Origin of the sequence: Eudoraea sp., assembly GCF_039969275.1 — a bacterium.
Taxonomy (GTDB): Bacteria; Bacteroidota; Bacteroidia; order Flavobacteriales; family Flavobacteriaceae; genus Eudoraea.
Genome location: NZ_JBDVOC010000003.1, coordinates 89,007 through 100,913 on the forward strand (window position 1 = coordinate 89,007; position 11,907 = coordinate 100,913).

13 protein-coding genes are annotated in these 11,907 nt (G+C 35.9%); 5 read left to right on the forward strand and 8 right to left on the reverse strand.

Features of this window, described 5'->3' with window-relative positions:
- Positions 1-15 precede the first annotated feature (15 nt).
- Positions 16-1,134 carry a 3-isopropylmalate dehydrogenase gene (gene leuB, locus ABJH90_RS01310; protein ID WP_348141765.1) on the reverse strand — a complete coding sequence of 373 codons (1,119 nt, stop codon included), beginning with the start codon at positions 1,132-1,134 and terminating at the stop codon, positions 16-18.
- Entirely contained in the window at positions 1,135-2,307 is a 1,173-nt protein-coding gene (locus ABJH90_RS01315; protein WP_348141766.1) for a 2-isopropylmalate synthase, read from the reverse strand.
- 144 nt (positions 2,308-2,451) lie between these two features.
- On the opposite strand from ABJH90_RS01315, the gene ABJH90_RS01320 reads away from it, so the two are divergent.
- Complete coding sequence (locus ABJH90_RS01320) at positions 2,452-3,996, forward strand: hypothetical protein (protein WP_348141767.1); 1,545 nt, start codon at positions 2,452-2,454, stop codon at positions 3,994-3,996.
- Here ABJH90_RS01320 and ABJH90_RS01325 read toward each other — a convergent pair.
- The 3 genes from ABJH90_RS01325 to panB all read right to left on the reverse strand — a co-directional run bounded on the left by ABJH90_RS01325 (position 3,986) and on the right by panB (position 6,100).
- Positions 3,986-4,513, reverse strand: coding sequence for a DUF4252 domain-containing protein (locus ABJH90_RS01325; protein ID WP_348141768.1), 528 nt, complete (start codon positions 4,511-4,513; stop codon positions 3,986-3,988). The two genes, ABJH90_RS01320 and ABJH90_RS01325, sit on opposite strands and share 11 nt — an antisense overlap.
- Positions 4,514-4,577: 64 nt before the next feature.
- Complete coding sequence (locus tag ABJH90_RS01330) at positions 4,578-5,276, reverse strand: RNA pseudouridine synthase (protein ID WP_348141769.1); 699 nt, start codon at positions 5,274-5,276, stop codon at positions 4,578-4,580.
- 5 nt (positions 5,277-5,281) lie between these two features.
- The gene (gene panB / locus ABJH90_RS01335) at positions 5,282-6,100 is read right to left on the reverse strand and encodes a 3-methyl-2-oxobutanoate hydroxymethyltransferase (protein ID WP_348141770.1); all 819 of its coding nucleotides are present in this window, start codon (positions 6,098-6,100) and stop codon (positions 5,282-5,284) included.
- 111 nt (positions 6,101-6,211) lie between these two features.
- Between panB and ABJH90_RS01340 the strand changes: the two genes are divergently transcribed.
- The 3 genes from ABJH90_RS01340 (at position 6,212) to ABJH90_RS01350 (ending at position 9,803) form a co-directional block, all read left to right on the forward strand.
- Entirely contained in the window at positions 6,212-6,667 is a 456-nt protein-coding gene (locus tag ABJH90_RS01340) for a nuclear transport factor 2 family protein (RefSeq protein ID WP_348141771.1), read from the forward strand.
- Positions 6,668-6,847: 180 nt separating this feature from the next.
- Positions 6,848-8,755, forward strand: coding sequence for a molecular chaperone DnaK (dnaK, locus tag ABJH90_RS01345; protein WP_348141772.1), 1,908 nt, complete (start codon positions 6,848-6,850; stop codon positions 8,753-8,755).
- A gap of 103 nt (positions 8,756-8,858) precedes the next feature.
- Complete coding sequence (locus tag ABJH90_RS01350; RefSeq protein ID WP_348141773.1) at positions 8,859-9,803, forward strand: hypothetical protein; 945 nt, start codon at positions 8,859-8,861, stop codon at positions 9,801-9,803.
- A 5-nt stretch (positions 9,804-9,808) separates the two neighbouring features.
- On the opposite strand, the gene ABJH90_RS01355 is transcribed toward ABJH90_RS01350, so the two are convergent.
- From ABJH90_RS01355 to ABJH90_RS01365, 3 genes are read right to left on the reverse strand one after another with little or no spacing between them, the layout of a single operon-like run.
- Positions 9,809-10,204, reverse strand: a complete 396-nt coding sequence (locus tag ABJH90_RS01355; protein WP_348141774.1) for a VOC family protein — start codon at positions 10,202-10,204, stop codon at positions 9,809-9,811.
- Positions 10,201-10,779 carry a GNAT family protein gene (locus ABJH90_RS01360; protein ID WP_348141775.1) on the reverse strand — a complete coding sequence of 193 codons (579 nt, stop codon included), beginning with the start codon at positions 10,777-10,779 and terminating at the stop codon, positions 10,201-10,203. The genes ABJH90_RS01355 and ABJH90_RS01360 overlap by 4 nt, the downstream gene beginning before the upstream one ends.
- On the reverse strand, positions 10,776-11,426 hold the full coding sequence (locus tag ABJH90_RS01365; protein WP_348141776.1) for an esterase: 651 nt from the start codon (positions 11,424-11,426) through the stop codon (positions 10,776-10,778). Before ABJH90_RS01365 ends, ABJH90_RS01360 begins: the two co-directional genes overlap by 4 nt.
- 58 nt (positions 11,427-11,484) lie before the next feature.
- Between ABJH90_RS01365 and ABJH90_RS01370 the strand changes: the two genes are divergently transcribed.
- Entirely contained in the window at positions 11,485-11,907 is a 423-nt protein-coding gene (locus ABJH90_RS01370; protein WP_348141777.1) for a PaaI family thioesterase, read from the forward strand.

Consider the following 11,907-nt stretch of genomic DNA (forward strand, 5'->3'; position numbering starts at 1 on the left):
GAATTAAAAGCTCTCTTATATTATAGTAGATTTACCCAACCAAATATTCTCTCGGTTTATGGTAAGATGATCATCTGATTCCCTGATATTGCTCGAAATAAAATCACCAATATAATTTGTCCCATACTTGCTGTTTTTATCTAAATCCGGGGTGACAATTTCATTTTTCATTGATTTAAGGACCGCAATTACAACTGCTCTGGACTCTTCATCCAGGTTAAAATGGTCTAGTAGCATTGCTGCGGATAAAATTGAGGCAATAGGGTTAGCAATATCTTTATCTTTGGCCTGAGGGTAAGACCCATGTATAGGTTCAAAAAGTGCATTATTCTCTCCTACAGAAGCTGAAGGTAGTAACCCGATAGAGCCTCCTATAGCACTTCCCTCATCTGACAGTATATCGCCAAACATATTTTCGGTTAGAATTACATCGAACTGGCTGGGATTAAGTATAAGTTGCATTGCGGCATTATCAATAAACAAAAAATCCAAAGTAATCTCAGGATAACTTTCTCCAATTTTTGTTACTACTTTTCGCCAAAGTCTTGAGGATTCAAGGACATTTGCCTTGTCTACAAGGGTTAATTTCTTCCTTCTTGTTTTGGCTGCCTTGAATGCCATATGAGCAATACGACTAATTTCTGCTTCAGAATAGGTACATAGGTCGGAAGCGACTGTACCATCTTTACTCAAGTTCTTTTCACCAAAATAAATCCCGCCAATAAGTTCACGGTAGATTATAAAATCAGTACCCCGGACAAATTTTTTCTTTAGCGGTGATTTATCAATAAGAGTAGGAAACACTTTTACCGGTCTAATATTACTAAAAAGCCCTAACTCTTTTCTTAGCTTTAATAGCCCTTGTTCGGGTCTTATTTTAGCATTGGGGTCATTGTCATACTTTGGGTCACCTATCGCCCCGAACAATACGGCATCTGAGTCTTTACATAGTTCCAGGGTGGAATCAGGAAGTGGGTTTCCGGTTTTGTCTATTGCCTTAGCCCCAACTAATGCTTCTGTAAATTCAAATTTGTGGTCAAAAGTCTCCGCCACGGCTTGAAGGCACTTAACGGCTTGAGCAGAAACCTCGGGTCCAATACCGTCACCTGGCAAAAGTGCAATTTTAAGATTCATTTATGCAATACTTTCAATATTTATTGGGCTTGCCTCAATTATTTGATGGATATCATTATCAACCACTTCTTTTTTCTGGTCGGCAAATTTCAAAAATTCAGTATAAACACTATCCAATTGTACTTTTGTGAGCTCATAGCCAACTTTTTTAGCCCGATAAGCCAATGCTGCTCTACCGCTTCTTGCGGTAAGAACGATAGAGGATTCATTAACACCAACATCCTCGGGATCCATAATTTCGTATGTTTCTCGTTTTTTTATCACTCCATCCTGATGGATACCTGAACTATGCGCAAATGCATTTGAACCAACAATAGCCTTATTGGGCTGTACTACCATCCCCATTTTATGTGAAACCATTTGGCTGGTACTGTATAATAATTTACTATTAATATCCGTATCCAGATTAAGATCCGGGTGTTGTCTTAATATCATCACCACTTCTTCAAGTGAAGTATTTCCTGCCCTCTCGCCAATACCATTAATTGTACATTCTATCTGTCTGGCTCCATTTATAACACCTGCAATTGAATTTGCCGTGGCCAGTCCCAAATCATTATGACAGTGACAAGAAAGTCTTGCTTTTTCAATTCCTCTGACATTTTCTCTTAAATATTTCATTTTTGCACCATATTCCTCGGGAAGACAATATCCGGTTGTATCTGGTATATTTAGTACCGTAGCGCCGGCCTTAATAACAGCTTCGCATACGCGTGCCAGATATTCATTATCCGTTCTTCCAGCATCCTCCGCGTAAAATTCAATATCTTCCACAAAAGTTTTTGCATACTTAACTGCATCAATTGCTCTTTCCAGTATTTTCTCCCTCGTTGAATTAAATTTGAATTTTATATGTGAATCAGAAGTACCAATTCCAGTGTGAATTCTAGGTTTTCTTGCATGTTTCAGAGCTTCGGCAGCTACTTCGATATCTTTTCTAACAGATCTCGTCAATCCACAAACCGTTGCTTCCTTAACAATTTTTGCAATTTCATTTACAGATTTGAAATCACCTGGGCTCGAAATCGGAAATCCGGCTTCAATAATATCAACACCCAATTGATCCAGGCGCTCGGCAATAACAAGCTTCTGTTTAGAATCCAGTTTACAACCCGGAACTTGTTCACCATCCCTAAGTGTAGTATCAAAAATGTCTACCTTATCTTTACTCATTATTTTTGCATAATTTAGTCACTATACGAATATATAATTAGGAAAGCGAATAGCTTTGTTACCTAAGATTCATTTACAACGTTAATTTACTTTTTAGTATTCGTAAAGTGCTGAAAAACAACTATATAAATTATATTTTTTACGATGACAAATGCCCATAAAGATGCATTGTTTGTTTTAGTCAAATCTCTTTCTAAGTCTGAAAAGCGACAATTTAAGCTTTATGTGGGTCGCCTTGGAGTAAATACAGATGCCAAATTTCTAGCGCTTTTTAATTTACTTGATAAACTAAAGACGTATGATGAAAGGGTAATTTTAGAGAGTGGAATCGTTAAAAAAACACAGTTATCTAACCTAAAAGCACATTTGTACAAACAGATTTTGGTTAGTTTAAGATTAAATCCGGTGAACCAAAATATCAGGGTTCAGATAAGGGAACAATTAGACTTCGCCACTATCCTGTATCAAAAAGGTTTGTATAAGCAAAGTCTAAAAATATTAGATAAAGTAAAAGGTATAGCAATAGATAATGAAGAGAAAAATATTGCCTATGAAATAGTGGAGCTAGAAAAAATTATCGAAACACAATATATTACAAGGAGTATTCCGGATAGAGCTGATGAACTGGTTAGGCAGGCCAGGAAATTATCAGAACAAAACGTTATGACTAGTAGACTTTCGAATCTATCCCTTCAATTGTATGGAATGATGTTAAAAGTGGGATATGTGCGAAATGATGTAGACCTCAACAGAGTAAGGACTTATTTTGCAGAGCATTTACCTGAATATAATATTGAAGACCTTGGTTTTAGGGAAAGATTATGGCTGTACAAGGCACATTTATGGTATAGTTTTTTGATTCAGGATTTCTTATCATGCTATAAATATTCAAGTAAATGGGTAGATCTATTCTATGAGAATAGAAAAATGATTTATTTAAATCCTGTTTTCTTTTTAAAGGGGAATCATTATTTATTAGAGTCATTATTTTTTGTAAAATACAGCTCTCAATTTAAAGCGACACTTGAAAAAATGGAGTCTATTGTCAGCGATAAAGACTTTTCTAAAAATGATAATATTTCATCCCTGGCGTTCCTTTATATTTATTCAAATAAGTTGAACCTTCATTTCCTGGAAGGTACCTTTGATAAGGGATTGTATCTGGTTAAAATAATTGAATACGGAATTACCAAACACAGCGTTCGCATTGACCCCCATCATATAATGATATTTTATTATAAAATTGCTTGTCTGTATTTTGGAGTTGGAGATAACAAAACCTGCATTAAATATTTAAAGAAGATTATAGATAATAAAAACCTAAAGATGCGGGAAGATCTTATGTGTTTTGCACGAGTTTTAAGTTTGGTGGCACATTATGAAGCAGGTATGGATTACCACCTTGAAATTCAGCTGAAGAGCACCTATAAATTTTTACTCAAGATGAATGATCTTGGGGCGGTCCAAAAAGAAATGATCAAGTTCTTACGGAAGTTAGGGGATATTTATCCTCATGAATTAAAAGGAGAATTTCAAAGTTTATATGATGAATTAAAAAAATATGAGGATCATCCCTATGAAAAGCGCGCTTTTCTTTATTTAGATATACTCTCCTGGCTGGAAAGTCATTTGCAAAATAAACCTGTTGGGCAAATTATCCGAGAAAAGGCTTTGAAAATTACTCGTTGATTTCCTCTGATGATTGCATATTAAATTCTTTTACAAGACTATTAGGTAATTCATTAAACTCGCTGCTTTTAGCCATTTCCCGCACTTTTACCGGATCAAAGTCCCCATTGAAGTAAAGAAAGGAACCGCGTATATTATTATTGTTATATATGAGAATCTCCTTTACTGCATTACGTTTTTCACGAATTGATATAACATTTCTTTTGAGTTCGTCATTTTTTCGAAATACTTCGATAAAAGAATTTCCGGTAATGGTATTCATTTGAGTATTTAGATATTGAGTGCGCTCTGGTGTGGCACTGGGAAACTGCATATAACGCAAATCCCTTGTATTTCCAATAAGCGACTTCATTTCAGGAGAAATATTACCTAAAAGGCTGAGCATAAATTGAGGTACACGAATAGCCGTAACCTGACTGTCATTTTTATGGGCGTTGTAGAATCTATCTATGGAGTTGTAACTTCCACAAGTTGACAATGTCAACACACAAACAAGAAAAATAATTTTTTTAATCATACCAGGGACATTTAAAAAAAATAGAATATTATATCATTGAGACCTTTTTAAATGTAATGAAAAATCACGAACAAGCATCCCAAATTGGATCTTCTACCGCTGGCGCTGTTAAAGATATAGGCTTCTTCCCAACAGGATGCAAAAATTCTATGCTTCGAGCGTGCAAATGGATACTTCCATTTTTATTACTGCGGTCAAAACCATATTTTAAATCTCCTTTAATAGGGCAGTTTATTGCTGCAAGTTGTGCCCGGATCTGATGATGCCTTCCTGTTTTTAAATCAATTTCCAATAAATAATAATTGTTGAGCTTCTTTAAAATTTGATAATCTAAAATGGCCTTTTTACTATTGGGAACCTCTTTAATATGGGCATAGGACTTATTCTGTTTCGTGTTTCTTAACAACCAGTGTTCAAGTGTACCTTGTTCTTTATTTGGTTTATTTTTTACAATAGCCCAATATGTTTTTTTTGCTAATTTTTGTGAAAATAATTCGTTTAACCTGGAAAGCGCTTTTGAGGTTCGTGCAAATACAACTACGCCGGAGGTGGGCCTGTCTATCCGGTGTACTACGCCTAAAAAAACTTTTCCCGGCTTATTATATTTTTTTTTAACGTATTGTTTTACAATTTCGTTTAATGGTACATCCCCCGTTTTGTCTCCCTGGACAATATCGCCAGGCCTTTTGTTAATGACAATAATATGGTTATCCTCATATAATACCAGAAGATTTTTGGAATTGGTCTTGGTTCTTGTCTCCACAAACTTTAATATTGCTCGTCATCACTAGGGAAATCCTGGCTTTTCACATCACTTACGTAGCGCGAAATGGCATTTCCCATATCCTCATAAAGATTCATATATCTGCGTAAAAAACGTGGATTGAACTCATGAGTCATGCCAAGAAGATCATGGATAACCAATACCTGACCATCCGCATATTTACCACCACCAATACCAATTGTTGGAATAGAGATATTTTCGGACACTTTTTTTGTTAATAGGGCAGGTATTTTTTCGAGGACAATGGCAAAGCAACCTAACTTTTCAAGAATTTCAGCATCTTCCATTAGTTTCTCCGCCTCATCCTTTTCTTTAGCCCTGACTGTATATGTTCCAAATTTATAGATGGCCTGTGGTGTTAAACCCAGATGTCCCATAACTGGAATACCAGCATTTAAGATTCGTTTTACCGATTCTTTAATTTCAATACCACCTTCTACCTTTACTGCATGGGCGCCACTTTCTTTCATAATTCTGATTGCAGAACGCAGTGCTTCTTTGGGATCACTCTGGTAACTTCCAAAGGGAAGATCAACTACAACCAGAGCCCTGTTTACCGCTCTTATAACGGAAGAAGCATGGTAAATCATCTGGTCGAGCGTTATAGGTAAAGTGGTCTCATGTCCCGCCATGACATTGCTGGCAGAGTCACCAACCAATATGACATCAACATTGGCATCATCAACAATCTTTGCCATAGAATAATCATAAGCAGTAAGCATAGAAATTTTTTCTCCCCGCTTCTTCATTTCTACTAAGGATTTTACAGTAACCCTTTTATATTCTTTTTTGGAAATAGACATATCTTTCAGTTAGACGAGATAAATGTAAGGAGTTTTGTTCAAATGTTAAGAACAAGGTATAGTCTTTAATTTATTCCTTATTTTAGGCACCTAAATTGAAAACAAAGCACAATGAGAATTTTAATTTGTTTACTGTTGATTTTTAGTTCCTTTGGAATAAATGCGCAGAATAATGAAAAAGAAGAAGTGAAGAAGGCAGTTGAAATTTTTTTCGAAGGATTTCACAATCAGGATTCCACGCTAATAAAAAGGAGTACCAGTCCTGCTATAATTATGCAAACCATTGGCCGTGACAAAGGGGGAGCAAGTGTTGTTAAGACCTCCGATTTTAGTAATTTCCTTAAATCTATAGTTAGTATTCCTGACACCACGAATTTTCGGGAAAAATTGCTATCATATCAAATTCAGATCGATGGTAGCATGGCCAATGCCTGGACTCCCTATGAATTTTGGATCAATGATACGCTGAGTCATTGTGGGGTAAATTCTTTTCAATTGCACAAGCAAGACGGAGTCTGGAAGATTATTTATATTATAGATACAAGGCGTCGTGAAGACTGTGATTAAACCTGAAATACAGTAATTCTTTCAGCTTCGAGCCTCTCTAAACACACTGTCTATAGAGATGCATTTCATTTATTTTTTCGGAATTAATGACATCCTGTCAGTTTTTTCCGGTTGGCATACTGTTTGTCATTTAATAAAACATTGAAGTATAGAAAAATATTAACTTATAAAATAAAATAGATGAGCAAGATTATAGGAATAGATTTAGGAACAACAAACTCATGTGTTTCTGTAATGGAAGGCAATGAGCCGGTTGTGATACCCAACGCTGAAGGTAAGCGCACTACACCATCTGTAGTTGCGTTTGTAGAAGGTGGTGAAATCAAGGTTGGTGATCCTGCGAAAAGACAAGCAGTTACGAATCCACATAACACAATATATTCCATTAAACGTTTTATGGGGAATAAATTCTCAGAGTGTCAAAAAGAAGTTGACAGAGTACCTTATAAAGTGGCAAAAGGAGACAATAATACACCAAGAGTAGATATTGATGGACGTCTGTACACGCCTCAGGAGATTTCAGCAATGGTGTTACAAAAAATGAAGAAAACTGCTGAAGATTATTTAGGTCAGGCCGTTACTTCAGCTGTAATTACAGTTCCTGCTTATTTTAATGATGCACAAAGACAGGCAACTAAAGAGGCGGGAGAAATTGCGGGTCTTAAGGTAGAAAGAATTATTAATGAACCTACAGCAGCTTCTTTGGCTTACGGACTAGATAAGAAACACAAGGATCAGAAAATTGTAGTATTCGATTTTGGTGGAGGTACACATGACGTTTCCATTTTGGAATTAGGAGATGGAGTTTTTGAAGTATTGGCAACAGATGGGGATACTCATTTGGGAGGTGATGATGTTGATCAAAAAGTTATTGACTGGTTAGCAGACGAATTTAATAAGCAAGAAAGCATAGATCTAAGAAAAGATCCTATGGCTTTACAGAGATTACGTGAGGCAGCAGAAAAAGCCAAAATTGAATTGTCTACCTCTGCGCAAACTGAAATTAATCTTCCTTATGTGACTGCAACAGCTTCCGGACCTAAACACCTTGTGGTTACATTGACTCGTTCAAAATTTGAGCAATTAATCGCCGATTTGGTGAAGAGAACCATTAAACCTTGTGAAACAGCTTTAAAAGCCGCCGGACTTTCAAAAAGTGATATTGATGAAATTATTTTGGTAGGAGGATCTACCAGGATTCCTGCAGTTCAGGAAGCTGTTGAGAAATTCTTTGATAAAAAACCGTCAAAAGGAGTGAATCCTGATGAAGTTGTGGCTGTTGGAGCCGCTATCCAGGGAGGAGTTCTTACAGGAGACGTGAAAGATGTCTTGCTATTGGATGTTACCCCATTATCTCTTGGAATTGAGACCATGGGAGGAGTAATGACCAAATTAATTGAATCAAATACCACAATTCCAACAAAAAAATCACAGGTATTTTCGACTGCTGCGGATAACCAGCCATCTGTTGAAATCCATGTTTTACAGGGAGAAAGACCAATGGCTACTGATAATAAAACCATTGGAAGATTCCACTTGGATGGAATTCCACCAGCACAAAGAGGGGTGCCTCAGATCGAAGTTACTTTTGATATAGATGCTAATGGTATTATAAAGGTGTCTGCAACTGATAAGGCTACAAACAAGACTCAGGATATCAGAATTGAAGCTTCTTCAGGACTTACTGATGAGGAAATTAAGAAAATGAAGGCAGAAGCAGAAGCTAACGCAGAATCTGATAAAAAAGCAAAAGAGACTGCCGATAAAATGAATGAGGCCGATAGCATGATATTCCAGACAGAGAAACAATTAACCGAGTTTGGAGATAAATTATCTGAAGACAAGAAAAAGCCTATTGAAGATGCCTTGGCAGAACTGAAAACAGCCTATGAAGGTAAAGATATTGACGTAATAACATCTGCGCTGGATAAAATAAATGAGGCTTGGAAGGTTGCATCTGAAGAAATGTATAAGGCCCAGGCTGAAGCTCAGCAGGGCGGAGAACCAACTAATGGTGAAGAGACTGCTTCTGAAGATACAAAAGAAGGTGATAATGTAGAAGACGTAGATTTTGAAGAAGTAAAGTAAAGGGAAATTTAAAGCAGGTTTAAAGGGCGGTTTTTCCGCCCTTTTTTATTTTCGGTATGCTATTTGTTTTCATGTTGAAGTATAAAGAAGTAATTTTGTTTCAATGTTAAAAAACTACGCTACTTACATCTTTAGGATTATATCGGTTATAGGACTTTTCTTATTGCCCTGTAAGACTTATACCCAGGAGCCGCAAATCTTTACACTAAAAGATTTTGACCTTCGTGGAACGGTAAAGTCTTGCCTGGTTATTGCTGATTATGGCAAAGAAGAGTTTGAATTTAATAAAGAAGGACTGCTCACCAAAAATTTAACACGCTATAATGAAACCGATTATGATATTACTTATTATAAATATTTGAACGGACAGTTGATGGAAAAACGCGATGAAATTTATCGCGAAGGTCAATTTGACAAACAGACTTCAATTGCGCATTTTTATGAAGTTGATACTACGAATAATAAAAAAGTTTCGGAAAAAATTATTTCTTATACCGGCGACGTTCTGGGTATCTATGAGTATTCTTATAATGAGGATGGTAATCTAATAGAAATTATCAGATCTAATAATGAAGGTTTAGACGAGACAAATATCGAATATAGCAGTTATAAGGGCGAAACAACAATAACCTATTTGTTAAATGATGTAATTCTTAAATCAATAAGGACTTCTTTTAAGAAGAATAGAAAGGGCACAAAGGACAAAATAGTTTTGACCAAAGAATTTCTTGATGGAATTCCCAATAAAGCACAAGAGCAGATTTATGATTTGGAAGACAAATTGACTTCGGTAAAAGAATTTAATTACGATGAAACTAAGAAGTCATTTGTAACTGTTAAGGCTATAAGCTATACTTATGATACCTCGGGTTTGCTTTTAAAAGAGGTAGCAAAAATTGAAAAATCTGTCAAAACGAAAGATTATATCTACCAATTTGACGGTAAAGAGGAAGGCAATTGGGTTAAAAAGATCATTACACCAAAAAATCTTTTTACTACACGGAGTATTACTTATTATCAGGATGAATTAATAAAACCTGAAGAATAACGGCATTACGCTTTAATTGGTTCAATTAAATCCCATAAGTTGCCATAGAGATCCTCAAATACGGCTACATTTCCATAGACTTCTTTGCTGGGAGGACGAACAAAATTAACTCCTTGTTCGCTCATTTCATGATGATCCCTCCAAAAGTCATCGGTATATAAAACTAAGAAAACGCGGCCACCACTCTGATTCCCGACAGCAGTTAACTGCTCCTTTCCAATAGCCTTTGCCAAAAGAAGGTGGCAGGAATTATTTCCCCTGGGACTTATTGTTACCCATCTTTTATTTTCTTCCAGCTTAGTGTCTTCGATTATTAAAAAATGTAATTTTTTGGTATAAAATTCTATTGCATCATCGTAATCTTTTACTAAAAGACTAATTGATGAAATATACTGTTTCATTTTTTTGTCGTTTTAACCGGGTTATGAAAATTCTCCCATTCATTTTTTAAAATACCGTAACAGCATGTATTCCTTTTATAGCCATCTAATAAATAGACATTCTTCCGAAGAATTCCTTCCAGAATCGCGCCCAGCTTTTCCACCGCTTTTCGAGATGGTAAATTCCGTTCATCAATCCTGAAGGAAACCTTTTCAAACCCCAGAGAGTTAAATGCATAGTTAAGTAGCAGATATTTCATCTGTGCGTTAAGTCCGGTACCCTGAAATTTTTTACCTATCCATGTAGAGCCAATTTCTAATACCTTATTTTTATGATTTATATTCATATATCTCGTACATCCTGCAAAAGCCCTGGCTTGTTTATCATAGATAATAAAGGGAAGCGAGAATCTTTGTTTCTGTTGATCAAGGGCTATTTCAACATAAGCCTTAAGAGCCGCGGGAGATTCTATATCAGAAGGGGAATATTGAACGAGTTTATGCTCGGCAGCAACGGGCTGTAGGTTTTCATAATTATCCAGAGTGAGAGGCGAGAGTCTTACCCGATCATTTTCCAGAATTATTGGTTTTATCATAAAATCAAACTATTTATAATTTCTTTTTTAATGATATGGCCTCCATTAAAAATATGTTCTTTTGCCTTGCCATTAAATATGGTCCGGGCTTTTTCTCTCTCAATAGATAAGCGCTCCTTTGTAAGATATTCATCTTGATTACCGACAATTATGGTTATCTGAGTATTATTACCTAAATGTGTAAAATCATTTTCATTTAGTTCGTTTGGAATACCACCCGCATAGAGCACCAATTGATTACATACAATTTTACGCTGAGCCACCCATCTAGCGGCCATCGAAACTCCTTGGGAGTATCCAAATATAATAAGGTTACGGGTGGAAAGCATGGTTTCCACCTTCAATATCGCATCAAGATAATTGAGATTATTATTTATTTCCGTCTCAGTATTTTCTTTTGTTAGCCAACTGGCACCCACATGTTTATACGAGCTGTTCAGATAATATTTAGAAGGCGCCTGCGGGGCAATAATGTAATTATCTACAGGATTTAGTTCATCAAAATATTTTAGAAAATACTTGCTCAAATACCCTATCCCATGAAAAACTATCCATACGTTTTTTGTTTCATCTGTAAAGTCATTTAATGTTTCATATGTGTTTTTACTGTTATAACTAACAGATTTTTCCAAAGGTTTGCTGCTCATATTATTGCAATTGTTATTAGTTGCATTTGAATGCTTAATTTTACGCAAAATTATTTCTATGAACGAATACAAGGAGAAAATACTAAAGGTTTGCAATGATATTTGTAAAAATACCCTTATGGAAACTTTGGAAATTGAATTTGTTGATGTAGGCGAAAATTTCCTGGTTGCTAAAATGCCCGTAAATTCAAAAGTTCATCAACCCGATGGTGTGCTGCATGGCGGTGCGACTGTTGCTCTGGCTGAAAGTGTTGGCAGCGCTGCTTCTTATGTATTTCTTGACGGTCAAAAAGTTTTTGTACGTGGTATTGAAACATCAGCAAATCATGTAAGGAGCATTAGTGAAGGGGAGGTATATGCCAGGGCCACAATTATCCATAAAGGCAGAACTACACAATTGTGGGATATTAAAATAACGGACATGGAAGGTAATCTCATTTCAATATGTAAATTAACCACGATTGCCCTACCAAGAGCATAG

What these genes read in the sequence shown, in the direction of transcription:
- ABJH90_RS01370 (WP_348141777.1), top strand. Translation starts at nt 11,485, where the DNA reads ATGAACGAATACAAGGAGAAAATACTAAAGGTTTGCAATGATATTTGT.
- ABJH90_RS01315 (WP_348141766.1), bottom strand. Translation starts at nt 2,307, where the DNA reads ATGAGTAAAGATAAGGTAGACATTTTTGATACTACACTTAGGGATGGT.
- ABJH90_RS01365 (WP_348141776.1), bottom strand. Translation starts at nt 11,426, where the DNA reads ATGAGCAGCAAACCTTTGGAAAAATCTGTTAGTTATAACAGTAAAAAC.
- ABJH90_RS01355 (WP_348141774.1), bottom strand. Translation starts at nt 10,204, where the DNA reads ATGAAACAGTATATTTCATCAATTAGTCTTTTAGTAAAAGATTACGAT.
- ABJH90_RS01340 (WP_348141771.1), top strand. Translation starts at nt 6,212, where the DNA reads ATGAGAATTTTAATTTGTTTACTGTTGATTTTTAGTTCCTTTGGAATA.
- dnaK (WP_348141772.1), top strand. Translation starts at nt 6,848, where the DNA reads ATGAGCAAGATTATAGGAATAGATTTAGGAACAACAAACTCATGTGTT.
- ABJH90_RS01325 (WP_348141768.1), bottom strand. Translation starts at nt 4,513, where the DNA reads ATGATTAAAAAAATTATTTTTCTTGTTTGTGTGTTGACATTGTCAACT.
- ABJH90_RS01320 (WP_348141767.1), top strand. Translation starts at nt 2,452, where the DNA reads ATGACAAATGCCCATAAAGATGCATTGTTTGTTTTAGTCAAATCTCTT.
- leuB (WP_348141765.1), bottom strand. Translation starts at nt 1,134, where the DNA reads ATGAATCTTAAAATTGCACTTTTGCCAGGTGACGGTATTGGACCCGAG.
- ABJH90_RS01350 (WP_348141773.1), top strand. Translation starts at nt 8,859, where the DNA reads ATGTTAAAAAACTACGCTACTTACATCTTTAGGATTATATCGGTTATA.
- ABJH90_RS01360 (WP_348141775.1), bottom strand. Translation starts at nt 10,779, where the DNA reads ATGATAAAACCAATAATTCTGGAAAATGATCGGGTAAGACTCTCGCCT.
- panB (WP_348141770.1), bottom strand. Translation starts at nt 6,100, where the DNA reads ATGTCTATTTCCAAAAAAGAATATAAAAGGGTTACTGTAAAATCCTTA.